23 protein-coding genes are annotated in these 25,461 nt (G+C 71.8%); 21 read left to right on the top strand and 2 right to left on the bottom strand.

Going from position 1 to position 25,461, the window contains the following annotated elements:
• The first annotated feature begins 125 nt into the window (after positions 1-125).
• From K377_RS24500 to K377_RS24475, 6 genes are all read left to right on the top strand, one after another.
• Entirely contained in the window at positions 126-953 is an 828-nt protein-coding gene (locus K377_RS24500; RefSeq protein ID WP_111665657.1) for a Pro-rich N-terminal domain-containing protein, read from the top strand.
• A gap of 106 nt (positions 954-1,059) precedes the next feature.
• The gene (locus K377_RS24495; protein WP_111665656.1) at positions 1,060-2,178 is read left to right on the top strand and encodes an aminopeptidase P family protein; all 1,119 of its coding nucleotides are present in this window, start codon (positions 1,060-1,062) and stop codon (positions 2,176-2,178) included.
• Between the two features lie 60 nt (positions 2,179-2,238).
• Positions 2,239-2,805 carry an elongation factor P gene (gene efp / locus K377_RS24490; protein WP_111665655.1) on the top strand — a complete coding sequence of 189 codons (567 nt, stop codon included), beginning with the start codon at positions 2,239-2,241 and terminating at the stop codon, positions 2,803-2,805.
• Between the two features lie 2 nt (positions 2,806-2,807).
• Positions 2,808-3,242 carry a transcription antitermination factor NusB gene (gene nusB / locus K377_RS24485; RefSeq protein WP_111665654.1) on the top strand — a complete coding sequence of 145 codons (435 nt, stop codon included), beginning with the start codon at positions 2,808-2,810 and terminating at the stop codon, positions 3,240-3,242.
• Positions 3,243-3,333: 91 nt separating this feature from the next.
• Positions 3,334-4,737: an MFS transporter gene (locus K377_RS24480; RefSeq protein WP_111665653.1), complete on the top strand. Its 1,404-nt coding sequence runs from the start codon at positions 3,334-3,336 to the stop codon at positions 4,735-4,737.
• Positions 4,734-6,176, top strand: a complete 1,443-nt coding sequence (locus K377_RS24475) for an aminotransferase class V-fold PLP-dependent enzyme (protein WP_111665652.1) — start codon at positions 4,734-4,736, stop codon at positions 6,174-6,176. Before K377_RS24480 ends, K377_RS24475 begins: the two co-directional genes overlap by 4 nt.
• Before the next feature lie 78 nt (positions 6,177-6,254).
• Here the strand turns inward: K377_RS24475 and bldD are convergent, their stop codons facing one another.
• Positions 6,255-6,755, bottom strand: coding sequence for a transcriptional regulator BldD (gene bldD, locus K377_RS24470; RefSeq protein ID WP_093894511.1), 501 nt, complete (start codon positions 6,753-6,755; stop codon positions 6,255-6,257).
• A gap of 243 nt (positions 6,756-6,998) precedes the next feature.
• Here bldD and pyrR point away from each other — a divergent pair, with 243 nt between their 5' ends.
• The 14 genes from pyrR (at position 6,999) to K377_RS24400 (ending at position 23,555) form a co-directional block, all read left to right on the top strand.
• The gene (pyrR, locus tag K377_RS24465) at positions 6,999-7,571 is read left to right on the top strand and encodes a bifunctional pyr operon transcriptional regulator/uracil phosphoribosyltransferase PyrR (protein WP_111665651.1); all 573 of its coding nucleotides are present in this window, start codon (positions 6,999-7,001) and stop codon (positions 7,569-7,571) included.
• 102 nt (positions 7,572-7,673) lie between these two features.
• Positions 7,674-8,651 carry an aspartate carbamoyltransferase catalytic subunit gene (locus K377_RS24460; RefSeq protein ID WP_111665650.1) on the top strand — a complete coding sequence of 326 codons (978 nt, stop codon included), beginning with the start codon at positions 7,674-7,676 and terminating at the stop codon, positions 8,649-8,651.
• A gap of 5 nt (positions 8,652-8,656) precedes the next feature.
• Positions 8,657-9,946: a dihydroorotase gene (locus K377_RS24455; protein ID WP_111665649.1), complete on the top strand. Its 1,290-nt coding sequence runs from the start codon at positions 8,657-8,659 to the stop codon at positions 9,944-9,946.
• Positions 9,943-10,515, top strand: coding sequence for a hypothetical protein (locus tag K377_RS24450; protein ID WP_111665648.1), 573 nt, complete (start codon positions 9,943-9,945; stop codon positions 10,513-10,515). Before K377_RS24455 ends, K377_RS24450 begins: the two co-directional genes overlap by 4 nt.
• A complete protein-coding gene (gene carA / locus K377_RS24445) occupies positions 10,512-11,654 on the top strand; it encodes a glutamine-hydrolyzing carbamoyl-phosphate synthase small subunit (RefSeq protein WP_111665647.1) in 1,143 nt (380 codons plus the stop codon). Before K377_RS24450 ends, carA begins: the two co-directional genes overlap by 4 nt.
• Positions 11,647-14,955, top strand: coding sequence for a carbamoyl-phosphate synthase large subunit (carB, locus tag K377_RS24440; RefSeq protein WP_111665646.1), 3,309 nt, complete (start codon positions 11,647-11,649; stop codon positions 14,953-14,955). Before carA ends, carB begins: the two co-directional genes overlap by 8 nt.
• A gap of 80 nt (positions 14,956-15,035) precedes the next feature.
• Positions 15,036-16,139 (top strand): quinone-dependent dihydroorotate dehydrogenase, encoded by a 1,104-nt coding sequence (locus K377_RS24435; RefSeq protein WP_111665645.1) that lies wholly within the window; start codon positions 15,036-15,038, stop codon positions 16,137-16,139.
• The gene (gene pyrF, locus K377_RS24430) at positions 16,136-16,984 is read left to right on the top strand and encodes an orotidine-5'-phosphate decarboxylase (protein ID WP_111665644.1); all 849 of its coding nucleotides are present in this window, start codon (positions 16,136-16,138) and stop codon (positions 16,982-16,984) included. Before K377_RS24435 ends, pyrF begins: the two co-directional genes overlap by 4 nt.
• Positions 16,985-17,259: 275 nt before the next feature.
• Positions 17,260-17,583: an integration host factor gene (locus K377_RS24425; RefSeq protein WP_026246651.1), complete on the top strand. Its 324-nt coding sequence runs from the start codon at positions 17,260-17,262 to the stop codon at positions 17,581-17,583.
• A 62-nt stretch (positions 17,584-17,645) separates the two neighbouring features.
• The gene (gmk, locus tag K377_RS24420) at positions 17,646-18,203 is read left to right on the top strand and encodes a guanylate kinase (protein ID WP_111665643.1); all 558 of its coding nucleotides are present in this window, start codon (positions 17,646-17,648) and stop codon (positions 18,201-18,203) included.
• Between the two features lie 53 nt (positions 18,204-18,256).
• Positions 18,257-18,529 (top strand): DNA-directed RNA polymerase subunit omega, encoded by a 273-nt coding sequence (gene rpoZ / locus K377_RS24415; protein WP_005319902.1) that lies wholly within the window; start codon positions 18,257-18,259, stop codon positions 18,527-18,529.
• Between the two features lie 59 nt (positions 18,530-18,588).
• A complete protein-coding gene (gene coaBC, locus K377_RS24410) occupies positions 18,589-19,839 on the top strand; it encodes a bifunctional phosphopantothenoylcysteine decarboxylase/phosphopantothenate--cysteine ligase CoaBC (protein ID WP_111665642.1) in 1,251 nt (416 codons plus the stop codon).
• 251 nt (positions 19,840-20,090) lie between these two features.
• Positions 20,091-21,299 (top strand): methionine adenosyltransferase, encoded by a 1,209-nt coding sequence (metK, locus tag K377_RS24405; RefSeq protein WP_111665641.1) that lies wholly within the window; start codon positions 20,091-20,093, stop codon positions 21,297-21,299.
• A gap of 105 nt (positions 21,300-21,404) precedes the next feature.
• On the top strand, positions 21,405-23,555 hold the full coding sequence (locus K377_RS24400) for a primosomal protein N' (RefSeq protein ID WP_111665640.1): 2,151 nt from the start codon (positions 21,405-21,407) through the stop codon (positions 23,553-23,555).
• 111 nt (positions 23,556-23,666) lie between these two features.
• Here the strand turns inward: K377_RS24400 and K377_RS24395 are convergent, their stop codons facing one another.
• Positions 23,667-24,236, bottom strand: a complete 570-nt coding sequence (locus K377_RS24395) for a hypothetical protein (protein ID WP_111665639.1) — start codon at positions 24,234-24,236, stop codon at positions 23,667-23,669.
• A 275-nt stretch (positions 24,237-24,511) separates the two neighbouring features.
• Here K377_RS24395 and fmt point away from each other — a divergent pair, with 275 nt between their 5' ends.
• Complete coding sequence (gene fmt, locus K377_RS24390; RefSeq protein WP_111665638.1) at positions 24,512-25,441, top strand: methionyl-tRNA formyltransferase; 930 nt, start codon at positions 24,512-24,514, stop codon at positions 25,439-25,441.
• The last annotated feature ends 20 nt before the right edge of the window (positions 25,442-25,461 follow it).

Genomic DNA, 25,461 nt, shown 5'->3' with positions numbered 1-25,461 from the left:
TTGAGGGCCGGGCACTTCGCGGCCGCCCGGGCCGTTCACACAACAACGGCCCGGGACGGTACCGTTCGATAGCGCTCGGTTCGCCGACGCCTCCCTGACGGTTGTACGAGACGGAGTGGCACCGGATGCAGCACGCTGTGGGGTCTCCGCTGCCACCGCCCCATCAGCCGGGGCACGGCCCGGGCCCGGGCCCGGCCATCGCCGGGAGCCAGGCACAGCAGCAGCCCGGGGCACCCGGATTCACCGGCGCCCCGCACCACCCGCCCGTCCCGCCGCCGCACCCGCATCCGCCGGTGCCGCCGCACCGGGACACCACGGGACATGTGCAGCTCCCGCCCGGCGGCCCGGTCGCCGTGCCGAGCCCGCCGCCCGCGCAGGCCCACGCCGACCCGAGCGCCACCACCCTCGCGGTCCTGCTGATCGGCCCCGCGGGCGCCGGCAAGACCAGCGTCGCCAAGTACTGGGCCGAGTGCCGCCGGGTCCCCACGGCCCACATCAGCCTCGACGACGTACGGGAATGGGTGCGGTCCGGGTTCGCCGACCCGCAGACGGGGTGGAACGACAACAGCGAGGCGCAGTACCGCCTGGCCCGCCGCACCTGCGGCTTCGCCGCACGCAACTTTCTGGCCAACGGGATCTCGTGCATCCTCGACGACGCCGTCTTCCCCGACCGGCCGGTCGTCGGCCTCGGCGGCTGGAAGCGGCACGTGGGGCCCGGTCTGCTGCCCGTCGTCCTGCTGCCGGGCCTGGAGATCGTCCTGGAGCGCAACGCCCAGCGCAGCGGCAATCGCCGGCTGACCGACGAAGAGGTCGCCCGCATCCACGGCCGCATGGCCGGCTGGTACGGCTCGGGCCTGCCGATCATCGACAACTCCCAGCTCGACGTGGCCGGCACCGCGCAGGTGCTCGACGACGTGCTCGCCCGGGCCATCGCGAGCCCGCCCCAGTGGTGAATCGTCACCCCTGAGCCACTCCCGCCCCCGGGAGAACGTACGTACCGCCGCCCGTCCGGACGCGCTGAACCGGCCGGGGCGCGCGCCCGCTCGTACGCTCGGCCTCATGGCAGAGGTGTACGCGGCCCGACGGGACCGGCTGAGAGAGCGTGCGACAGCGGGCGGCAGTGCGGCCGCCCTGGTGTCGCGGCCCGCCAATGTCCGCTATCTCGCCGGAGCGGCGCCGCACGGCGCGGTGCTCCTGCTGGGCCAGGAGCCCGGCGGCGGCGAGGACGTGCTGCTGTGCGGGCGACCGCCGAGCGGACAGACCGCGGAGGGCCGCGCCGACGAGGAGCTGCGGGTGCAGCTGCTGGCCGCGCCCGCCGGGGACGCGGCCGTCGCCGCCGCGGACGTGGCCGCCGCCCTGGGCGCCGACTCGCTCGCCGTCGAGGAGCACCATCTGACGGTGGCCCGGCACCGGGCGCTCGGCTCCGTCGCGCCCCGGCTGCGGCTCGCCGATCTCAACCGGGCGGTCGAGCAGCTGCGCCTGGTCAAGGACGCGGAGGAGATCTCCTGTCTGCGGATCGCCGCCGAGATCGCCGACCAGGCGCTGGGCGAACTCCTCGAATCGATCCTTGTTGGCCGCACGGAGCGGCATCTCGCCCTGGAGCTGGAACGTCGACTTGTCGATCACGGTGCCGACGGCCCCGCCTTCCCCACCTCGGTCGGTACGGGACCGAACTCGGGGCGCAGTGGGCACCGGCCCGGTGACCGCAGGGTCGAGGAGGGCGATTTCCTCTCCGTCTGCCTGGGTGCCACCTACCGCGGCTACCGCTGCGAGATCGGCCGCACCTTCGTCATCGGGACCGCGCCCGCCGACTGGCAGATCGACCTCTACGACCTGGTCTTCGCCGCTCAGCGGGCCGGCCGGGAGAGCCTGGCGCCGGGTGTGGAGTGCCGGGAAGTGGACCGGGCCGCCCGCCACGTACTGGACGCCGCAGGGTATGGTGACGGGCTCGCGCAGCTGACCGGACACGGGGTGGGCCTCGAAATCGAAGAGGACCCGCAGTTGGCCCCCGCCGCCATGGGTAAACTTGACGCTTGTGTGCCGGTCACCGTCGAACCGGGGGTCCACCTCCCGGGCCGGGGCGGCGTCCGGATCGATGACACGCTCGTCGTCCGCCCCGAGGCGGACGGCGGACCCGAGCTACTCACCATCACGACCAAGGAGCTGCTCGCGCTCTAGCCCGCAGGGCTGTGTGCGGGACCCGGGGTCGTCCACGTCAGTCCAGGAGATTCCGCAACCGTGGCTTCCACGAACGACCTCAAGAACGGCCTGGTGCTCAAGCTCGACGGGGGCCAGCTCTGGTCCGTCGTCGAGTTCCAGCACGTCAAGCCCGGCAAGGGCCCTGCCTTCGTGCGCACCAAGCTCAAGAACGTGCTCTCCGGCAAGGTCGTCGACAAGACGTTCAACGCCGGCGTCAAGGTCGAGACGGCCACTGTCGACAAGCGCGACATGCAGTTCTCGTACATGGACGGCGAGTACTTCGTCTTCATGGACATGGAGACCTACGACCAGCTCATGGTCGACCGCAAGGCCGTCGGCGACGCCGCCAACTTCCTGATCGAGGGCTTCACCGCCACGGTCGCCCAGCACGAGGGCGAGGTGCTCTTCGTCGAGCTGCCGGCCGCCGTCGAGCTGGTCGTCAAGGAGACCGAGCCGGGCGTCCAGGGCGACCGCTCCACCGGTGGCACCAAGCCGGCGACGCTGGAGACGGACCACCAGATCCAGGTCCCGCTCTTCATCACCACGGGCGAGAAGATCAAGGTCGACACCCGTGACAGCAGCTACCTCGGCCGGGTGAACAGCTAACCGTGGCCGCCCGTAACACGGCCCGCAAGCGAGCCTTCCAGGTCCTCTTCGAGGCCGACCAGCGCGGCGCCGACGTCGTCACGGTCCTCGCCGACTGGGTCAAGAACTCGCACAGCGACCCGCAGCAGCCGCCGGTCAGTGAGTACACGATGGAGCTGGTCGAGGGGTACGCCCCCAAGGCGCGCCGGATCGACGAGCTGATCTCGCAGTACGCCGTCGACTGGACCCTCGACCGGATGCCCGTCGTCGACCGCAACATCCTGCGGCTCGGTGCGTACGAGCTGATCTGGGTCGACGGAACGCCGGACGCCGTGGTGCTCGACGAGGCCGTCTCCCTGGCCAAGGAGTTCTCCACCGACGAGTCCCCGGCGTTCATCAACGGACTTCTGGCCCGCTTCAAGGACCTGAAGCCGTCGCTGCGCCGCGACGAGGCCTAGAGCTCAGCAACCCGCAGGCCCGAAGCAGAACTTGAACATTGTTCTGCTTCGGGCCTGGTGCGTTCCCGGGGATCCTGCGTAAGTTCTCGCCATGTCCCCAACAGGCCTCTCCGCCCGGGTCCGGATCGGCTACGGCCTCGGCTCCTTCGCCACCGGCACCTTCGGTACCGTCCCCGGTCTGCTGCTGCTCTACTACCTGACCGACGTCCTCGGCGTCGGCGCGGGCCTCGCCGGACTCCTGGTCTTCCTGCCCAAGGCGTGGGACGTGCTGCTCAACCCGTGGATCGGCAGCCTCTCCGACCGCAGCACCCGCTCCCGCTTCGGCCCGCGCCGCTCCTGGATGCTGCTCGGCGCCGTCACCATGCCGCTCTGCTTCGCCGCCATGTTCGCGGCGCCCGGCGGCCTCGACGGCGGGCCCGCCGCCGCGTACGTCGCCGTGCTCTTCCTGCTGACGGCCTCCGCGTACGCCTTCTTCCAGGTCCCCTACGTCGCGCTGCCCGCGGAACTCACCGCCGACCCCGACGAGCGGGCCCGCGTGATGTCCTGGCGCGTCGCCTTCCTCGCCGTCGCGATCCTGCTGTCGGGCGCTGTCGCGCCGATGCTCGCCGGCTCCACCGCCGACGACCGGGGCAGCGCGGGCGGCTACCGGCTGATGGGACTGGTGATCGGCGCGGTCCTCGCCTGCGGGATGCTCGCCGCGGTGGGCGCGACCGCCGGGACCCGGACCGTCATCCGCACCACCGGTGAGCCCGGCCTGCGGGCCCAACTGCGCGCCGCCCGCGGCAACGCGCCCTTCTTCTGGCTGCTCGCCGCCTTCGTGGTGCAGGCCGCCGCGACCGGCCTGATGCTCGCCGGCACCCAGTACTTCGCCACGTACATCCTGGACCGGCCGAGCGCCACGACCGTCCTCTTCGCCTGCCTCATCGTGCCGTCACTGCTCGCGATGCCGCTGTGGCTGGCCGTCGGCCGCCGGGGCGGCAAGCGCGACGCGGCCATCGGCGCCTCGCTCTGCTTCCTGGTCGGCGCACTGGGCGCGGCGGCGGGCCGGCACCTCCCCGACACCCTGATCTACGCGGCCGTGGCCCTGGCCGGCGTCGGGTACGCGGGCATGCAGATGCTGCCGCTCGCCCTGCTCGGCGACGCGATCGCCGCCGACGCGTACACCAGCGGCCGGCGCCGGGCGGGCGTCTTCACCGGCCTGTGGACCGCGGGCGAGACGCTCGGACTCGCGCTCGGGCCCGGCCTGTTCGGGCTCGTGCTCTCGCTCGGCGGCTTCGTCTCCTCCGACGCCGACCACCGGGTCGCCCAGCCCGGCTCGGCGCTCACCGCGATCGTGACCGGCTTCGGCGTGCTGCCCGCCGTCCTGCTGCTCCTGAGCCTTCCGCTGCTGGCCCGCTACCGGCTCACCGAGGCCGAACTGACCCGCCTGCGGGACGCGGCCGAGACGCGTCCCGCCCGTGCCACCGCCCCGTACGACGAGGAGAGTTCCGCATGAGTACCGATCACGACGCGATCCTGGAGCGTCTCGCCGAGCTGCGCGCGGGCGATCTGCCCGTTCGCGGCGGACGCACCATGGCCTACGTCTACGACTCCGGGCTCGACGGCCTCGAAGAGCTCGGGATCGCCGCGCAGGCCGCCTTCGCCGGAGTCAACGGACTCGACATGACGGCCTTCCCGAGCGTCGTCGAGCTGGAGAACGCCCTGGTGCGACGGGCCACCGCGCTGCTCGGCGGAGAAGCGGGCACCTTCACCAGCGGCGGCACCGAGAGCTGCCTCCTCGCCGTCCTGACGGCCCGGCAACACGCACGCAGGACACGCGGCGTGACCCGTCCCGAGCTGATCCTCCCGGACACCGCGCACGCGGCGTTCCACAAGGCGGCCGAACTCTTCGGGCTCACCGTGGTGACCGTGCCCGTCGATCCGGACACCTTCAAGGTGCGGCCCGCCGACGTCGCGGCCGCGCTCACCGAGGACACCGCCCTGGTCGTCGTCTCCGCACCGAGCTACGCGCACGGTGTCATCGACCCGGTCGCCGAGGTCGCCGCCCTGGCCGCCGCGCGCGGAGTGCTCTGCCATGTCGACGCCTGCATCGGCGGCTGGTACCTGGGCCATCTCGGACGCGCCGCGGACGCTCCGGAGATCCCCGACTTCGGCCTCACCGTCCCCGGCGTCACCTCGCTCTCCGTCGACCTGCACAAGTACGGCTACGCGGCGAAGGGCGCCTCGCTGCTGCTCTTCGCGGACGCCGAGCTGCGCCGGCACGGCTGGTTCGCGCACGCCTCCTGGCCCGGCTACCCCGTCGTCAACTCCACCCTCCAGGGCACCAAGTCCGCCGGACCGCTCGCCGCGGCCTGGGCGGTGACCGAGAGCGTCGGGACCAACGGTTACACCGCGCTGTCGACGCGCGTACACCGCACGACCCTCGACCTCGCCGACGGTGTTCAGGCCATCGACGGTCTGCGACTGCTCGCCCGGCCCGAGGCCTCGCTCATCGCGGTCGCCTCGGACGACCCGGAGGTGGATGTGTTCGTCGTCGCGGACGAGATGCGCGAGAGCGGCTGGTACCTCCAGCCGCAGCCCGCCTTCGGCTCCTCGCCGGCCAATCTGCATCTGACGGTGACCGCGGCGGTCGCGGACGAGGAGACCGTGCGGCTGCTCCTCGACGAGCTGGAGAAGGCCGTGGGGCGAGCAAGGGCGGCCGGTCCGGTGCGGATCGATCCGGCGATCGTCGAGGCCGCGGCCACGCTGGACCCGGACGCGCTGACGCCTGAGGAGGTCGAGATCGCGCTGGCCCTCGCGGGCGTGGGGGAGGGCGGGGCGCTGCCGCGCCGGATGGCGCCGGTCCTCGCGGTCCTCCAGGCGCTTCCGCCGAGGCTCAGCGAGCGGCTGTTGCCCGAGGTCATCGGGCGGCTCTACACGGCGGCGGGGGAGTGACGCCCGAGGGGCGGAGCCGGTCGGCTCCGCCCCTCGGTGTGACGTTTCTGCTCTGGTGGCCCGTCGGCCGGATCAGGCTCAGGCCTCTTCGTGGGCCACGGCGCGGCGCGCGTCGGCGTCGAGCACGCCCCAGCTGATCAGCTGCTCGGTCAGGACCGAGGGCGACTGGTCGTAGATGACGGCGAGGGTGCGCAGGTCGTCCTGGCGGATCGACAGCACCTTGCCGTTGTAGTCACCGCGCTGCGACTGGATCGTCGCGGCATAGCGCTGCAGCGGGCCCGCCTTCTCCGGCGGCACGTGGGCCAGCCGCTCAAGGTCCAGGACCAGCTTCGGCGGGGGCTCGGCGGCTCCGCCCGGGGTGGTGCCCGGCAGCAGCTCCTGAACCGGCACGCCGTAGAAGTCCGCCAGCTCGGCGAGGCGCTGCACGGTCACGGCACGGTCGCCGCGCTCGTACGAACCGACCACGACCGCCTTCCAGCGGCCCTGGGACTTCTCCTCGACACCGTGGAGGGAAAGGCCCTGCTGGGTACGGATCGCGCGGAGCTTCGCCCCGAGCTGTTTGGCGTATTCGCTGGACATATAGCTCCCCGGACACTGCATCACTTAGCGGCTGCGCCGCGTGGCTGGTAACTCACTGTGAGGTTACGCAGCGTTACTTGGCCGCGTCAAGCCGAATGGTCCGTACCGACCATCTCCCGAATCCGGCGTTCTCGCACCTTCAGGGGGGTGATCAGCGGTGTTTCCGGGCTGGTAGTGTGGATGGCGCAATTCCGACGTCCTTTAAGATCCGTCCCGTGAGGCGGAGAAGGGGGTCCGTTTCGTATGGACACGCAAAATTCCGATGCCCGGTCCGTTCTCGAAGGCCCTGACATCGCGCGGGTGATGACCCGTATCGCCCACGAGATCGTCGAGCGCGCCAAGGGCGCCGAGGACGTGGTCCTCCTGGGCATTCCCACGCGGGGCGTCTTCCTCGCCCGCCGCTTGGCCGACAAGCTCCGAGAGATCACCGGCCGCGCCATCCCCGTCGGCTCGCTCGACATCACGATGTACCGCGACGACCTGCGGATGCACCCGCCGCGCGCCCTGGCCCGCACCGACATCCCCGCCGAGGGCATCGACGGCCGGCTCGTCGTGCTCGTCGACGACGTGCTCTTCTCGGGCCGCACCATCCGCGCCGCCCTCGACGCACTGAACGACATCGGGCGCCCGCGCGCCGTGCAGCTCGCGGTCCTCGTCGACCGCGGCCACCGCGAACTCCCGATCCGCGCCGACTACGTCGGCAAGAACCTCCCCACGTCGCTGCGGGAGACGGTCAAGGTCCAGCTCGCCGAGGAGGACGGCCGCGACGCCGTGCTGCTCGGTGCCAAGCCGGACCCCCAGGCGGCCGAGCAGTAGCCACCTCTCCTGCCGTACGTGTGCCACGTACGGCGAGACAGGTGCGCCCGCGCGCGCCCGTATGCCCCGAAACGTCCTGAACTTCCTTACGGAGCACCCCCGATGATGCGACACCTCATCTCGGCCGCCGACCTCACCCGCGACGACGCCGTCCTCATCCTCGACACCGCCGAGGAGATGGCGCGGGTCGCCGACCGGCCCATCAAGAAGCTGCCCGCCCTGCGCGGCCGGACCATCTGCAACCTCTTCTTCGAGGACTCGACGCGGACGCGGATCTCGTTCGAGGCCGCCGAGAAGCGTCTGTCCGCCGACGTCATCAACTTCGCCGCCAAGGGCTCCAGCGTCTCCAAGGGCGAGTCCCTGAAGGACACCGCCCAGACGCTGGAGGCCATGGGCGTCGACGCGGTCGTCATCCGGCACAGCGCCTCCGGCGCCCCGTTCCGGCTCGCGACCTCCGGCTGGATCGACGCCCCGGTCATCAACGCGGGCGACGGCACCCACCAGCACCCCACCCAGGCGCTGCTCGACGCCTTCACCATGCGCCGCCGCCTGGTCGGCCGGGACGCCGGGATCGGCCAGGGCCTGGACGGCAAGCGCGTCACCCTCGTCGGCGACGTCCTGCACAGCCGCGTCGCCCGCTCGAACGTCGACCTGCTGCACACCCTCGGCGCCGAGGTCACCCTCGTCGCGCCGCCCACCCTGCTGCCCGTCGGCGTCGAGTCCTGGCCCTGCGAGGTCAGCTACGACCTGGACAGCACGCTGCCGAAGACCGACGCCGTGATGATGCTCCGCGTGCAGCGCGAGCGGATGAACGCCGCGTTCTTCCCGACCGAGCGCGAGTACAGCCGCCGCTACGGCCTCGACGGCGATCGCATGGCGAAGATGCCGGAGCACGCCATCGTGATGCACCCGGGCCCGATGGTCCGCGGCATGGAGATCACCGCCGAGGTCGCCGACTCCGAGCGCTGCACGGTCATCGAGCAGGTCGCCAACGGCGTCCACACCCGCATGGCCGTCCTCTATCTGCTTCTGGGCGGCAACGAGCCCGCCGTCACGCACACCCGTACCGAGGGGAACTGAAGAACATGAGCAAGATCCTGATCCGTGGTGCGAAGGTGCTCGGCGGCGAGCCGCAGGACGTCCTGATCGACGGCGAGACGATCGCCGAGATCGGTGCCGGGCTGAGCGCCGAGGGCGTCGAGACCGTCGTCGAGGCCGAGGGCAAGGTCCTCCTGCCGGGCCTCGTCGACCTCCACACCCACCTGCGCGAGCCGGGCCGCGAGGACTCCGAGACCGTCCTGACCGGCACGCGGGCCGCCGCCTCCGGTGGCTACACCGCCGTGTTCGCCATGGCCAACACCTTCCCCGTCGCCGACACCGCCGGCGTCGTCGAGCAGGTCTACCGGCTCGGCCAGGAGCACGGTTACTGCGACGTGCAGCCCATCGGCGCCGTCACCGTCGGCCTGGAGGGGCAGAAGCTCGCCGAGCTGGGCGCCATGCACGAGTCCGCCGCCGGCGTCACCGTCTTCTCCGACGACGGCAAGTGCGTCCACGACGCCGTGATCATGCGCCGCGCCCTGGAGTACGTGAAGGCCTTCGGCGGCGTCGTCGCCCAGCACGCGCAGGAGCCCCGCCTCACCGAGGGCGCCCAGATGAACGAGGGCACCGTCTCCGCCGAGCTGGGCCTGGGCGGCTGGCCCGCCGTGGCCGAGGAATCGATCATCGCCCGGGACGTCCTGCTCGCCGAGCACGTCGGGTCCCGCGTCCACATCTGCCACCTGTCGACCGCCGGCAGCGTCGAGATCGTGCGCTGGGCCAAGTCCCGCGGCATCGACGTCACCGCCGAGGTCACCCCGCACCACCTGCTCCTCACCGACGAGCTGGTGCGCTCGTACAACCCGGTCTACAAGGTGAACCCGCCGCTGCGCACCGAGAAGGACGTGATGGCGCTGCGCGAGGCCCTCGCCGACGGCACCATCGACATCGTCGCCACCGACCACGCCCCGCACCCGCACGAGGACAAGGACTGCGAGTGGGCCGCCGCCGCCATGGGCATGGTCGGCCTGGAGACCGCGCTGAGCGTCGTCCAGCAGACGATGGTCGAGACGGGCCTGCTCGACTGGGCCGGGGTCGCCGACCGGATGTCCGTCAAGCCCGCCGAGATCGGGCAGGCCACCGGCCATGGACGCCCCGTCTCGGCAGGTGAGCCCGCCAACCTGGTTCTGGTCGACGCCGACTACCGTGGAGACGTTGACCCCGCGGGCTTCGCCTCCCGCAGCCGCAACACCCCGTACGAGGGCCGTGAGCTGCCGGGGCGCGTCACCCACACCTGGCTGCGGGGCAAGGCCACCCTCGCCGACGGGAAGCTCGCGTGACACCTCTGCTGCAACTGGCCGCCGAACAGAAGTCGGCGGACGTGACCGACTGGCCCGACCGGATCGGCTGGATCGTCGGACTGCTGCTCTTCATCGCGCTCGTCTACTGGCTGATGCGCCAGGGCTGGAAGTGGCGCGGCACGCTCCAGAGCGACCTGCCGCCGCTGCCCGCCGCGCCCGAAGAGCGCGGTGCGGTGAAACTTGAGCTGAGCGGCCGGTACCACGGCTCCACGAGCGCCGGGCAGTGGCTCGACCGCATCGTGGCGCACGGCCTCGGCACCCGCAGCCGGGTCGAGCTGACCCTCACCGACGAGGGGCTGGACGTCGTACGCCCGGGAGCGAGCGACTTCTTCGTCCCCACGGAGGCGCTGCGCGAGGCCCGGCTCGACAAGGGCATCGCGGGCAAGGTGCTCACGGAGGGCGGTCTGCTGATCGTCACCTGGGCCCACGGCGACAAGCTGATCGACTCGGGGTTCCGCTCGGACCGGGCGGCCGAGCAGGCCGAGTGGGTCACCGCCATCAACAACATGATCGACACGAAGAACACGACGGAAGGCGCCGCACGATGACCACCTCCACCAGGGGAACCAGCAAGGTTCCCGCCGTTCTCGTCCTGGAGGACGGCCGGGTGTTCCGCGGCCGTGCCTACGGGGCCGTGGGGGAGACCTTCGGCGAGGCCGTGTTCTCCACCGGCATGACCGGCTACCAGGAGACCCTCACCGACCCGTCGTACGACCGCCAGATCGTGGTCGCCACCGCCCCGCAGATCGGCAACACGGGCTGGAACGACGAGGACGACGAGTCGAGCCGCATCTGGGTCTCGGGGTACGTCGTGCGCGACCCCGCCCGCATCCCCTCGAACTGGCGCGCAAAGCGCTCGCTCGACGACGAGCTGGTCGCCCAGGACATCGTCGGCATCAGCGGCATCGACACCCGCGCCCTCACCCGCCACCTGCGCGAGCGCGGCTCCATGCGCTCGGGCATCTTCTCCGGCGAGACGCTCCCGGCCGACGCCGAGCTCGTCGCGAAGGTCCAGGCGCAGCCCCAGATGAAGGGCGCGAGCCTGTACGAGGAGGTCGCCACCAAGGAGGCCTACGTCGTCCCGGCGATCGGCGAGAAGAAGTTCACCGTCGCCGCGATCGACCTCGGCATCAAGGGCATGACCCCGCACCGCATGGCCGAGCGCGGCATCGAGGTGCACGTGCTGCCCGCCACGGCGACCGCCGACGACGTCTACGCCGTCGGCCCCGACGGCGTGTTCTTCTCCAACGGCCCGGGCGACCCGGCCACCGCAGAGGGCCCCGTCGCGCTGATGACCGCCGTCCTTGAGCGGAAGACGCCGCTCTTCGGCATCTGCTTCGGCAACCAGATCCTCGGCCGCGCCCTCGGCTTCGGCACGTACAAGCTGAAGTACGGCCACCGCGGCATCAACCAGCCGGTGCAGGACCGCACCACCGGCAAGGTCGAGGTCACCGCGCACAACCACGGCTTCGCCGTGGACGCGCCGCTCGACAAGGTGAGCGAGACGACGTTCGGCCGCGCCGAGGTCTCGCACGTCTGCCTGAACGACCAGGTCGTCGAAGGCCTCCAGCTGCTCGACCAGCCGGCCTTCTCCGTCCAGTACCACCCGGAGGCGGCGGCCGGTCCGCACGACGCCGCCTACCTGTTCGACCGTTTCGTCTCCCTGATGGAGGGCCAGCGTGCCTAAGCGCTCCGATATCCAGTCCGTCCTGGTCATCGGCTCGGGCCCGATCGTCATCGGCCAGGCCGCCGAGTTCGACTACTCCGGCACCCAGGCGTGCCGGGTCCTGAAGTCCGAGGGCCTGCGGGTCATCCTCGTGAACTCCAACCCCGCGACGATCATGACCGACCCGGAGATCGCCGACGCCACGTACGTCGAGCCGATCACCCCCGAGTTCGTCGAGAAGATCATCGCCAAGGAGCGCCCCGACGCGCTGCTCCCGACCCTCGGTGGTCAGACGGCCCTCAACACGGCCATCTCCATGCACGAGCAGGGCGTCCTGGAGAAGTACGGCGTCGAGCTGATCGGCGCCAACGTCGAGGCGATCAACAAGGGCGAGGACCGCGACCTCTTCAAGGGCGTCGTGGAAGAGGTCCGCAAGAAGATCGGCCACGGCGAGTCCGCCCGCTCGGTCATCTGCCACTCCATGGACGACGTGCTGAAGGGTGTCGACACCCTCGGCGGCTACCCCGTCGTCGTCCGCCCCTCCTTCACCATGGGCGGCGCCGGTTCCGGCTTCGCGCACGACGAGGAGGAGCTGCGCCGCATCGCCGGCCAGGGCCTCACGCTCTCCCCGACCACCGAGGTGCTCCTGGAGGAGTCCATCCTCGGCTGGAAGGAGTACGAGCTGGAGCTGATGCGCGACAAGAACGACAACGTCGTGGTCGTCTGCTCCATCGAGAACTTCGACCCGATGGGCGTGCACACCGGCGACTCGATCACCGTCGCGCCCTCGATGACGCTGACCGACCGCGAGTACCAGCGGCTGCGCGACATCGGCATCGCGATCATCCGCGAGGTCGGCGTCGACACCGGCGGCTGCAACATCCAGTTCGCGATCAACCCCGACGACGGCCGCGTCATCGTCATCGAGATGAACCCCCGCGTGTCCCGTTCGTCCGCGCTCGCGTCCAAGGCGACCGGCTTCCCGATCGCGAAGATCGCGGCCAAGCTGGCCGTCGGCTACACGCTCGACGAGATCCCGAACGACATCACCGAGAAGACGCCGGCCTCCTTCGAGCCGACGCTCGACTACGTGGTCGTGAAGGCCCCGCGGTTCGCGTTCGAGAAGTTCCCGAGCGCCGACTCCACGCTGACCACGACCATGAAGTCGGTCGGCGAGGCCATGGCCATCGGCCGCAACTTCACCGAGGCGTTCCAGAAGGCGCTGCGCTCCCTGGAGAAGAAGGGCTCGCAGTTCTCCTTCACCGGCGAGACCGGCGACAAGACCGCGCTCCTCGAAGCGTCCGTCCGCCCGACCGACGGCCGGATCAACACCGTCATGGACGCGATCCGCGCCGGTGCCACGCCCGAGGAGATCTTCGACTACACGAAGATCGACCCGTGGTTCGTCGACCAGCTCTTCCTCATCAAGGAGACGGCCGACGAGCTGGCCGCCGCGCCCGAGCTGACGAAGGACCTGATCGCCGAGGCCAAGCGGCACGGCTTCTCCGACGCCCAGATCGCCGAGATCCGCGGCCTGCGCGAGGACGTCGTCCGCGAGGTCCGGCACGCGCTCGGCGTCCGCCCGGTCTACAAGACGGTCGACACCTGCGCCGCCGAGTTCGCCGCCAAGACGCCGTACTTCTACTCCTCGTACGACGAGGAGACCGAGGTCGCGCAGCGCACCAAGCCCGCCGTGATCATCCTGGGCTCGGGCCCGAACCGCATCGGCCAGGGCATCGAGTTCGACTACTCCTGCGTCCACGCCTCCTTCGCGCTCAGCGACGCGGGCTACGAGACCGTGATGGTCAACTGCAACCCGGAGACGGTCTCCACGGACTACGACACGTCCGACCGCCTGTACTTCGAGCCGCTGACGCTGGAGGACGTGCTGGAGATCGTGCACGCCGAGTCCCTCGCGGGCCCGATCGCGGGCGTCATCGTGCAGCTCGGCGGCCAGACCCCGCTGGGCCTCGCCCAGGCGCTCAAGGACAACGGCGTGCCCGTCGTCGGCACCTCCCCGGAGGCGATCCACGCCGCCGAGGACCGCGGCGCCTTCGGCCGCGTGCTCGCCGAGGCCGGTCTGCCCGCGCCCAAGCACGGCACCGCCACCACCTTCGCCGAGGCCAAGGCCATCGCCGACGAGATCGGCTACCCGGTCCTCGTCCGCCCGTCGTACGTGCTCGGCGGCCGCGGCATGGAGATCGTCTACGACGAGACCCGCCTGTCCGCGTACATCGAGGAGTCCACCGAGATCAGCCCCTCGCGGCCGGTCCTCGTGGACCGCTTCCTCGACGACGCCATCGAGATCGACGTCGACGCCCTGTACGACGGCGAGGAGCTGTACCTCGGCGGCGTCATGGAGCACATCGAGGAGGCCGGCATCCACTCCGGCGACTCGGCGTGCGCCCTGCCCCCGATCACCCTCGGCGGCTTCGACATCAAGCGCCTGCGCGTCTCGACCGAGGCCATCGCCAAGGGCGTCGGCGTGCGCGGCCTGATCAACATCCAGTTCGCGATGGCGGGTGACATCCTCTACGTCCTGGAGGCCAACCCGCGCGCCTCGCGCACCGTCCCCTTCACCTCGAAGGCGACCGCGGTGCCGCTCGCGAAGGCCGCCGCCCGCATCTCGCTCGGCGCCACCGTCGCCGAGCTGCGCGCCGAGGGCCTGCTCCCGAAGACCGGCGACGGCGGCACCCTGCCGCTGGACGCGCCGATCTCCGTCAAGGAGGCCGTCATGCCGTGGTCGCGCTTCCGCGACATCCACGGCCGCGGCGTCGACACGGTCCTCGGCCCGGAGATGCGCTCCACCGGCGAGGTCATGGGCATCGACTCCGTCTTCGGCACGGCGTACGCCAAGTCGCAGGCCGGTGCCTACGGTCCGCTGCCCACCAAGGGCCGCGCGTTCATCTCGGTCGCCAACCGCGACAAGCGCTCGATGATCTTCCCGGCGCGCGAGCTGGTCGCCCACGGCTTCGAGCTGATGGCCACCTCCGGCACGGCCGAGGTGCTCAAGCGCAACGGCATCAACGCCACCGTCGTGCGCAAGCAGTCCGAGGGCGAGGGCCCCAACGGTGAGAAGACGATCGTCCAGCTCATCCACGACGGCGACGTCGACCTGATCGTCAACACGCCGTACGGCACCGGCGGCCGCCTCGACGGTTACGAGATCCGCACGGCGGCCGTCGCCCGCTCCGTGCCCTGCCTGACCACGGTCCAGGCCCTCGCGGCCGCCGTCCAGGGCATCGACGCGCTCAACCACGGCGACGTGGGCGTCAGCTCACTGCAGGAACACGCGGAACACCTGACCGCGGCCCGCGACTAGCAGCCCAAGAGGGGGACACCGAAACGGTGTCCCCCTCTTCATGAGCCCACCGCCTCGCGCGCACCACTAGGACTTCAGTCATGTACAAGCTGTTCTTCAACCTCGTCTTCAAGCGCATGGACCCCGAGAAGGCCCACTACCTGGCCTTCCGCTGGATCCGGCTCGCGGCCCGCACCCCTGTCCTGCGCACCTTCATGGCGGCGGCCCTCGCGCCCCGCCACAAGGAGCTGCGCACCGAGGCCCTCGGTCTGCGTATGCACGGCCCGTTCGGCCTCGCCGCCGGCTTCGACAAGAACGCCATCGCCATCGACGGCATGTCGATGCTCGGCTTCGACCACATCGAGATCGGCACGGTCACCGGCGAGCCGCAGCCCGGCAACCCCAAGAAGCGCCTCTTCCGCCTCGTGCAGGACCGCGCCCTCATCAACCGCATGGGCTTCAACAACGAGGGCTCGCTGGCCGTCGCGGCCCGCCTGGCCTCCCGCAACCCGGTGTTCAGGACCACGGTCGGCGTGAACATCGGCAAGACCAAGGTCGTGCCCGAGGCCGAGGCCGTCGGCGACTACGTGAAGTCCACCGAGCGGCTCGCCGCCTTCGCCGACTACCTCGTGGTCAACGTCTCCTCGCCGAACACGCCCGGCCTGCGCAACCTCCAGGCCACCGAGGCGCTGCGCCCTCTGCTGACCGCCGTGCGCGAGGCAGCCGACCGCACCGTGCGCTCGCGCCGCGTCCCCCTCCTGGTGAAGATCGCCCCCGACCTCGCCGACGAGGACGTCGACGCCGTCGCCGACCTGGCCGTCGAGCTGGGCCTGGACGGCATCATCGCCACGAACACGACGATCTCCCGCGAGGGCCTGAAGACCACGGGCGACGTCGTGAACGAGACCGGCGGCCTGTCCGGCGCGCCCCTGAAGGAACGCTCCCTGGAGGTCCTCAGGCGCCTCTACGCGCGCGTGGGGGACCGGATCACCCTCGTGGGCGTCGGCGGCATCGAGAACGCCGAGGACGCCTGGCAGCGCATCCTCGCCGGCGCCACGCTCATCCAGGGCTACTCGGCCTTCATCTACGAGGGCCCGTTCTACGCCCGCGCGATCCACAAGGGCCTCGCCGCCCGCCTGAACAACTCCCCGTACGCCACGCTCGCCGACGCCGTCGGCGCCGATGTGAAGAAGGTGTCCGCATGACGGTCCTGGAGCCCTTCGGCGCGCGTCTGCGCCGTGTCATGGACGAGCGCGGCCCGCTCTGCGTCGGCATCGACCCGCACGCCGCCCTGCTGGCCTCCTGGGGCCTGAAGGACGACATCGCGGGCCTGGAGACCTTCACCCGGACCAGCGTCGAGGCGCTGGCGGAGACGGTCGCCGTGGTCAAGCCGCAGATGGCCTTCTTCGAGCGGTTCGGCTCGCGCGGCGTCGCCGTCCTGGAGCGGGCGGTCGCCGACCTGCGCGCCGCGGGCACCCTCGTCGTCATGGACGCCAAGCGCGGCGACATCGGCTCCACCATGGCCGCGTACGCGCAGACCTACCTGCACCGGGACTCCCCGCTGTTCGTGGACGCCCTGACCGTGTCGCCCTACCTCGGCTACGGCTCGCTCAGGCCCGCCGTCGACCTGGCGCGCGAGTCCGGCGCCGGGCTCTTCGTCCTCGCGCTGACCTCCAACCCGGAGGGCGGCGAGGTCCAGCACGCCGTGCGGGCCGACGGGAAGAACGTGGGCGCCACGATGCTCGCGCACCTCGCCGAGGAGAACGCCGACGCGGCCCCCATGGGCTCCTTCGGCGCGGTCGTCGGCGCGACCCTGGGCGACCTGTCCTCCTACGCGCTCGACATCAACGGCCCGCTCCTCGCGCCCGGCATCGGCGCGCAGGGCGCCACGGCCGCCGATCTCCCGGCCGTCTTCGGCTCCGCGGTCCACAACGTCGTACCGAACGTGAGTCGTGCGGTCCTCAAGGAAGGGCCCTCCGTGACGGCGCTGCGGGACGCGGCCGTGCGGTTCGCGGACGAGGTGCGTGAGGCGGTCGGGACGGCGAACTGACGCCTCTCGGGGGTGGCACTGCGTGCCGACCTTTGGCCGAGCGTCCGAATCCTGACCGATTTAGCAGACGATATGCCCGAAATATGCGTCCTGGGCAAGGCTGACCAGGACTTTTCCGCTGTTCTCGCTGACTCTGACCGCCGTGGCCGCTAGTCTCCGACGAGAGCGAACGGGCGAACGCAGGCAAGGGCGTTGTTCGTTGCTCACCAGGTGTGGGGCGACTAGGTTCCGCACCGGTCCGTATCCGACAGTTCGACATCCGAGGTGACGTAGGCGTGGCTCTTCCGCCCCTTACCCCTGAACAGCGCGCAGCCGCGCTCGAAAAGGCCGCCGCGGCTCGCCGGGAGCGGGCCGAGGTCAAGAATCGACTCAAGCACTCCGGCGCCTCCCTGCACGAGGTCATCAAGCAGGGCCAGGAGAACGACGTCATCGGCAAGATGAAGGTCTCCGCCCTGCTCGAGTCCCTGCCGGGCGTGGGCAAGGTCCGCGCCAAGCAGATCATGGAGCGCCTCGGGATCTCCGAATCCCGCCGGGTCCGCGGTCTCGGTTCCAACCAGATCGCCTCCCTGGAGCGCGAGTTCGGCAGCACCGGCGCCTGAGTGACTCCGGGCCGGCCCCGGGGCTGGTCCGGGCACTCCGGAACAACTGGAATAATCGCTGCATGAGTGAACGTCCGCGGCTGACCGTGCTCTCCGGCCCCTCCGGGGTCGGCAAGAGCACGGTCGTCGCCCATATGCGCAAGGAACACCCCGAGGTCTGGCTCTCGGTGTCGGCGACGACCCGCAAGCCGCGCCCGGGCGAGAAGCACGGAGTCCAGTACTTCTTCGTCACCGACGAGGAGATGGACAAGCTGATCGCCAACGGCGAGCTCCTTGAGTGGGCCGAGTTCGCGGGGAACCGCTACGGCACCCCGCGGCGTGCCGTCCTCGACCGCCTCGAGGCGGGCGAGCCGGTGCTCCTCGAGATCGACCTCCAGGGCGCCCGGCTGGTCCGTGAGTCGATGCCCGAGGCGCAGCTGGTCTTCCTCGCCCCGCCGAGCTGGGACGAGCTGGTGCGCCGGCTCACCGGGCGGGGCACCGAGGCGCCGGAGGTCATCGAGCGCAGGCTCGAGGCCGCCAAGGTGGAGCTGGCCGCCGAGACGGAGTTCGACACGAGTCTTGTCAACACCTCCGTCGAGGACGTGGCGCGCGAGCTGCTAGCCTTGATGAAAGTTCTTTGATCTTTACCCCAGTCGGGCCCCCTCCGGTCCCGGCCCCCATCGGAAGGCAGAGCGTGTCCTCTTCCATCACCGCGCCCGAGGGCATCATCAACCCGCCGATTGATGAGCTGCTCGAAGCAACCGACTCGAAGTACAGCCTGGTCATCTACGCCGCCAAGCGCGCGCGTCAGATCAACGCGTACTACTCGCAGCTCGGTGAGGGCCTGCTCGAGTACGTCGGCCCGCTGGTGGACACCCACGTCCACGAGAAGCCGCTCTCGATCGCCCTTCGCGAGATCAACGCGGGTCTGCTGACGTCCGAGGCCATCGAGGGCCCGGCGCAGTAAGACCGCATTCGGTCGTCACCACAGGCCCGACAGCGCCGCTGTCGGGCCTGTGGTGTGTCATGGAGTCGTACGTTTCCGAAACCAGGGGAGATCCGGTGTCGTCGAAGCCCAAGGTCGTACTCGGAGTCAGCGGTGGGATCGCCGCCTACAAGGCGTGCGAGCTGCTGCGTCGCCTGACGGAGTCCGGCCACGACGTCCGCGTCGTGCCCACGGACTCGGCGCTCCACTTCGTCGGCGCCGCGACCTGGTCGGCGCTGTCCGGCAACCCGGTCTCCACCGAGGTCTGGGACTTCGTCCACGAGGTCCCGCACGTCCGGATCGGCCAGCACGCGGACGTCGTGGTCGTCGCCCCGGCCACGGCCGACATGCTGGCGAAGGCGGCCCACGGCCTCGCCGACGACCTCCTCACGAACACCCTCCTGACCGCCCGCTGTCCGGTCGTCTTCGCGCCCGCCATGCACACCGAGATGTGGGAGCACCCGGCCACCCAGGAGAACGTCGCCACGCTGCGCCGCCGCGGCGCCCTCGTCATCGAGCCCGCCGTCGGCCGGCTGACCGGCGTGGACACCGGCAAGGGCCGCTTCCCCGACCCGGTGGAGATCTTCGAGTACGTGCGCCGGGTCCTCGCCCGCGGCGCCGGGACCCCGGACCTGACCGGCCGGCACGTCGTGGTCAGCGCGGGCGGCACCCGCGAGCCCCTCGACCCGGTCCGCTTCCTCGGCAACCGCTCCTCCGGCAAGCAGGGCTACGCGCTCGCCCGCACCGCCGCCGCGCGCGGCGCCCGGGTCACGCTGCTGTCCGCGAACGCGGCGCTGCCCGACCCGGCCGGCGTCGATGTCGTCCACGTGGGCACCGCCGTCCAGCTCCGCGAGGCGGTCCTGAAGGCGGCCGCCGACGCCGACGCGGTCGTCATGGCGGCCGCCGTCGCCGACTTCCGCCCGCAGACGTACGCCACCGGCAAGATCAAGAAGAAGGACGGCGAGGAGCCCGCGCCGATCGCCCTCGTCCGCAATCCCGACATCCTGGCCGAGATCTCCGCCGGGCGCCCGCGGCCCGGACAGGTGGTCGTCGGCTTCGCCGCCGAGACCGACGACGTCCTCGCCAACGGCCGCGCCAAGCTCGCCCGCAAGGGCTGTGACCTGCTCGTCGTCAACGAGGTCGGGGAGCGCAAGACGTTCGGCGCGGAGGAGAACGAGGCCGTGATCCTCGGCGCCGACGGCAGCGAGACCCCGGTGCCGTACGGCCCCAAGGAAGGGCTCGCGGACCTGATCTGGGACCAGGTCGTGTCCCGGTTGCCGCATCAGGAGTGAAATCCGCATTCGCCCCTTCGGACGCACCGAAGCCCCGAAATCACCGGAATTTCGGGCGTCCCGCGCTCTTCCTAAGACCGATCGTCATATCGGAGAATGCGGTGTCGCAGGTCACAGCGCTCCCAGTAGGCGAGACGCGTGGTCCGGCGAGCGAGCACGACCGATAAACTGTTTCCGGATGTCGTCGGGCGCAGCCCCCGTACCCATCCGCAAATGATCAGCCAGCAGCCGCTGCAACCACAGGGAGCGTTGTGTCCCGTCGCCTGTTCACCTCGGAGTCCGTGACCGAGGGCCACCCCGACAAGATCGCTGACCAGATCAGCGACACCATTCTCGACGCGCTGCTGCGCGAGGACCCCACGTCCCGCGTGGCCGTCGAGACGCTGATCACCACGGGCCTCGTGCACGTGGCCGGCGAGGTCACCACCAAGGCGTACGCGCCGATCGCGCAGCTCGTGCGCGAGAAGATCCTGGAGATCGGCTACGACTCGTCGAAGAAGGGCTTCGACGGCGCCTCGTGCGGCGTCTCCGTCTCGATCGGCTCGCAGTCCCCGGACATCGCGCAGGGCGTCGACACCGCGTACGAGAAGCGGGTCGAGGGCGATGACGACGAGCTCGACAAGCAGGGCGCCGGCGACCAGGGCCTGATGTTCGGCTACGCGTGCGACGAGACCCCGGAGCTGATGCCGCTCCCGATCCACCTCGCGCACCGCCTGTCGCGCCGCCTCTCCGAGGTCCGCAAGAACGGCACGATCCCCTACCTGCGCCCCGACGGCAAGACGCAGGTCACCATCGAGTACGACGGCGACAAGGCCGTCCGCCTCGACACGGTCGTGGTCTCCTCGCAGCACGCCTCCGACATCGACCTGGAGTCGCTGCTCGCCCCCGACATCCGCGAGTTCGTCGTGGAGCCGGAGCTGAAGGCCCTCCTCGACGACGGCATCAAGCTGGAGACCGAGGGCTACCGCCTGCTGGTCAACCCGACCGGCCGCTTCGAGATCGGCGGCCCGATGGGTGACGCCGGCCTGACCGGCCGCAAGATCATCATCGACACGTACGGCGGCTACGCCCGCCACGGCGGCGGCGCCTTCTCGGGCAAGGACCCGTCCAAGGTGGACCGCTCGGCCGCGTACGCGATGCGCTGGGTCGCCAAGAACGTCGTCGCCGCGGGCCTCGCCTCGCGCTGCGAGGTCCAGGTCGCGTACGCGATCGGCAAGGCCGAGCCGGTGGGCCTGTTCGTGGAGACGTTCGGCACCGCGACGGTCGACACCGACAAGATCGAGCAGGCCATCTCCGAGGTCTTCGACCTCCGCCCGGCCGCGATCATCCGCGACCTCGACCTGCTCCGCCCGATCTACTCCCAGACGGCCGCCTACGGCCACTTCGGGCGCGCGCTGCCCGACTTCACGTGGGAGAAGACCGACCGCGTGGACGCGCTGCGCAAGGCCGCCGGGGTCTAGGTCCCGCCTTCGTGCCCTGCGGGCCCGGTTCTCCTTCGGGAGGGCCGGGCCCGCTGCTTTTCCGGGCGCGGCCCGCTGTCGGTGCCCTCTGGTAGGAATGCACGTGTGAGCAGCGAGAACGGCAGGTCTGAGCGGGGTGGCGGCGCGGAGGAGCCCGAGCAGCTCGCGCTGATCCGGGAGAGCGTGCGCCGGGCCAAGGCGCCGAAGGCCAAGCCGCGGACCTGGCGGGGGGCCGCGCTGGCCAAGGAGCTGCCCGTCGCGCGAGTGCTCGTCGACAAGGGCGTACTGCACCTCGACCGGTACTTCGAGTACGCCGTGCCCGAGGAGCTGGACGCGGTCGCGCAGCCGGGGGTCCGGGTCCGGGTGCGGTTCGGGGCCGGGTCGAAGAACGTGCGGGACGGGCGGCGCGAGGGCGGCGGGCTCATCGACGGGTTCCTCGTCGAGCGGGTCGCCGAGGCCGAGTACCAGGGGCCGCTGGCCGCCCTGGCGCAGGTCGTGTCGCCCGAGCCGGTGCTCGGACCGGAGCTCCTCGGGCTGACGCGGGCGGTGGCCGACCGGTACGCCGGGAGCCTCGCCGACGTGCTCCAGCTGGCCGTTCCGCCCCGGCACGCCAAGGCCGAGGCGCGCGAGTTCCCGCCGCCGCCCGCGCCGCCCGCCGCGCCCGAGCCCGGCTCCTGGCAGCGGTACGAGCGAGGGGCCGACTTCGTCGCCTCGCTCGCCGCAGGGGGCTCGCCGCGCGCGGTGTGGACCGCGCTGCCCGGCCCCGAGTGGGCCGAGGAGATCGCCCGGGCCGTACAGGCGACCCTTGCCTCGGGGCGCGGGGCCCTGGTCGTCGTACCGACCGTGCGGCTCGCGGCCCGCGTCGATCAGGCGCTGGGGGACCTTCTCGGGCCCGGACAGCACGCCCTGCTGACCGCCGAGGCCGGACAGCAGCGGCGGTACTCGGAATGGCTCGCCGTGCGGCGCGGAGCGGTACGGGCCGTGGTCGGGACCAGGGCGGCCATGTTCGCTCCCGTACGGGAGCTGGGGCTCGTCGTGGTGTGGGACGACGGGGACGCGCACCACAGCGACGACCATGCGCCGTTCCCGCATGTGCGAGAGGTCCTCGAACTGCGGGCCGCCCGGGACAAGTGCGCCTTCCTGGCGGGGAGTTGGAGCTGCACCGTCGAGGCGGCGCAGCTGGTGCGCAGCGGGTGGGCCGCCGCGATCGCCGCCCCGCGCGCCGAGGTCCGGCGGGCCGCGCCGCTCGTGCGGACCGTCGGCGATCTCGATCTCGCGCGGGACGAGGCGGCGCGGGCGGCCCGGCTGCCCAGTATCGCGTGGGAGACCGCGCGGACGGCGCTGCGCGAGGGACCCGTGCTCGTGCAGGTGCCCCGGCGCGGATACGTGCCCCGGCTCGCCTGCCAGCGCTGCCGGGAGCCCGCCAGGTGCCGGGCGTGTGCCGGGCCGCTGGAGGCCCGGGAGGCGACCGGGGTGCTCGCCTGCGGCTGGTGCGGGCGGGAGGAGCCCGGCTGGAGCTGCGCCGAGTGCGGGGGCACCCGGTTGCGGGCCCAGGTCGTCGGCGCCCGCCGGACCGCCGAGGAGCTGGGGCGGGCGTTCGCCGCCGTGCCGGTGCGGACCTCGGGGCGCGAGCAGGTGCTCGACACCGTCTCCGGGGAGCCGGCGCTCGTGGTGAGCACGCCCGGCGCCGAGCCGGTGGCCGAGGGAGGCTACGCGGCGGCCCTGCTGCTCGACGGCTGGGCCATGCTCGGGCGCCCCGACCTGCGGGCCGGCGAGGACGCGCTGCGGCGCTGGATCGCCGCGTCCGCGCTGGTCCGGCCCCAGGAGGCGGGCGGCACCGTCGTGGTCGTGGCCGAGCCGACGCTGCGGCCCGTGCAGGCTCTGGTGCGCTGGGACCCGGTGGGGCACGCGGTGCGGGAACTCGCCGACCGTGCCGAGCTGGGCTTCCCGCCCGTGTCGCGGATGGCCGCGGTGAGCGGGCTGCCGGATGCGCTGGCCGCGTTCCTGGGCGCGGTCGAACTGCCCGCGGACGCCGAGGTGCTGGGGCCCGTGCCGGTGCCCGAGAGCGGCGGCGGGGGGACGCGCAGGCCGGGAGCGCCCCCGTCCGGTGAGCACTGGGAGCGGGCGCTCGTGCGGGTCCCGCCGGGCAGCGGCGCCGCCCTCGCGGCCGCCCTCAAGCAGGCGCAGGCGGCACGGATGGCGCGCGGCGGGAACGAGCCGGTGCGCGTACGGGTGGATCCGCTCGACATCGGGTGACCCGGCGTCAGGCCCGGTTGCCGCGGGAGCGTCAACATGGCGAAGCCTCCCCGGACACGAGGTGCGGGGAGGCTGCGTCGAGCGGGGACCGGCGGATCGGCCGGGCCGGTATCAACCGTTGCGCGGACCGGGGAAGGCGGTCGGCCGCGCCTCCTCACGCAGACCGGAGCTGCCCGCGGTCGGCTGGGTCGGCATCGACCGGGCGGCGGGCACCGAGGGCAGCGGTCCCGCGGTCAGCGGTCCCGCCGTCAGCGGAAGCGGCGGCCGGGGCGCGGGTGCGGTGGTGGCCGGGGCGTCGGTGGCGCGCTCGGCCTCGGCGGCGGCCTGGGTCGCGGCCCTGCGCGCCCCGTAGCGGCGGTGCACCGCCTGCTTGGTGACTCCGAGCGCGGAGCCCACCGCGTCCCACGAGAAGCCCAGCGAGCGGTCGAAGTCCACGGCGGCTGTCACCAGGGTCTCGACGCTGTCCCGCAGCTCCTGGGCGAGGCGGACGGTCGGGGCGGGCGCCCTGCCGTAGACGACGAAGCCCGCGGAGGGGCCGGAGCGGCGCGGGCGGTAGACGTTGCCGAGCTGTGCGGTGAGGGTGCGCAGTGCGTCCACCTGCCGTCGGACCCGCTCGATGTCCCGCACCAGCAGGTGCAGGCTGGCCCGTGCCTGGGCGTCGTGGGTTGCGTGGTCGGCCATTTACAAGCCTCTCGAACCGGCGATGAAGATGAGAATGATGGGCCGGTCACGCACCGAACGGCGACTTTTTCCGGCGACGATCGAGTGCTGACGGCCCGCTGACTGGTCAACTCTTTCTTGACCAACGCGCCATGCGGTGAGGGGTCACGCTGTTCGGGCGTATCCGCATATGCGCAGGGCGCACGTTCTGGCGTGCGCCCCATGCGTGGGTGCGACCGGGCCCCCATAGACTGGTGCGCTGCCCGTCACCCCGCCCGAGAGGCCACGATCCACCGATGAAGCTCGTCTTCGCCGGCACCCCCGAGGTCGCCGTTCCCGCCCTGGACGCCCTGATCGCCTCCGACCGGCACGAGGTCGCCGCGGTCGTCACCCGGCCCGACGCCCCCGCCGGGCGCGGCCGCCGCCTGATCGCGAGCCCGGTCGCCGAGCGGGCCGAGGAGGCGGGCATCGAGGTGCTCAAGCCCGCGAAGCCCCGCGACGAGGAGTTCCTGGCCCGGTTGCGCGAGATCGGCCCGGACTGCTGCCCGGTCGTCGCCTACGGCGCGCTGCTGCCGAAGATCGCGCTCGACGTGCCCGCCCGCGGCTGGGTCAATCTGCACTTCTCGCTGCTGCCCGCCTGGCGCGGCGCGGCGCCCGTGCAGCACTCGATCATGGCCGGCGACGAGATCACCGGCGCCTCGACCTTCCTCATCGAGGAGGGCCTCGACTCCGGGCCCGTCTACGGCACGGTGACGGAAGCGGTCCGGTCCACGGACACCAGCGGGGACATGCTGACGCGGCTCGCGTTCGCCGGTGCCGGGCTGCTCGTCGCGACGATGGACGGGATCGAGGACGGCTCCGTGCAGGCCGTGCCGCAGCCCGCCGACGGCGTCTCCCTCGCCCCGAAGATCACGGTCGAGGACGCCCGGATCGACTGGGCCGCGCCCGCGCTCCGCGTGGACCGTGTCGTGCGCGGTTGCACGCCCGCGCCCGGCGCCTGGACCGAGTTCCGGGGGGAGCGGCTCAAGGTCCGCTCCGCCGTGCCGGTGCCGGACCGCACCGACCTGGCCCCGGGCGAGCTGGCCGTCGGCAAGAAGAATCTGTACGTGGGCACCGGCTCGTACGCCGTCGAGCTGCTGTGGGTGCAGGCTCAGGGCAAGAAGCCGATGGCGGCGGCGGACTGGGCGCGCGGGGTACGGATCGCGGCGGGGGAGCGGCTGGGCTGAGGCCCGGAGCGGCCCGGGAG

Source organism: Streptomyces sp. PsTaAH-137, assembly GCF_003259365.1.
GTDB lineage: Bacteria > Actinomycetota > Actinomycetes > Streptomycetales > Streptomycetaceae > Streptomyces.
This window is presented reverse-complemented; position numbering and strand designations above follow the sequence as displayed.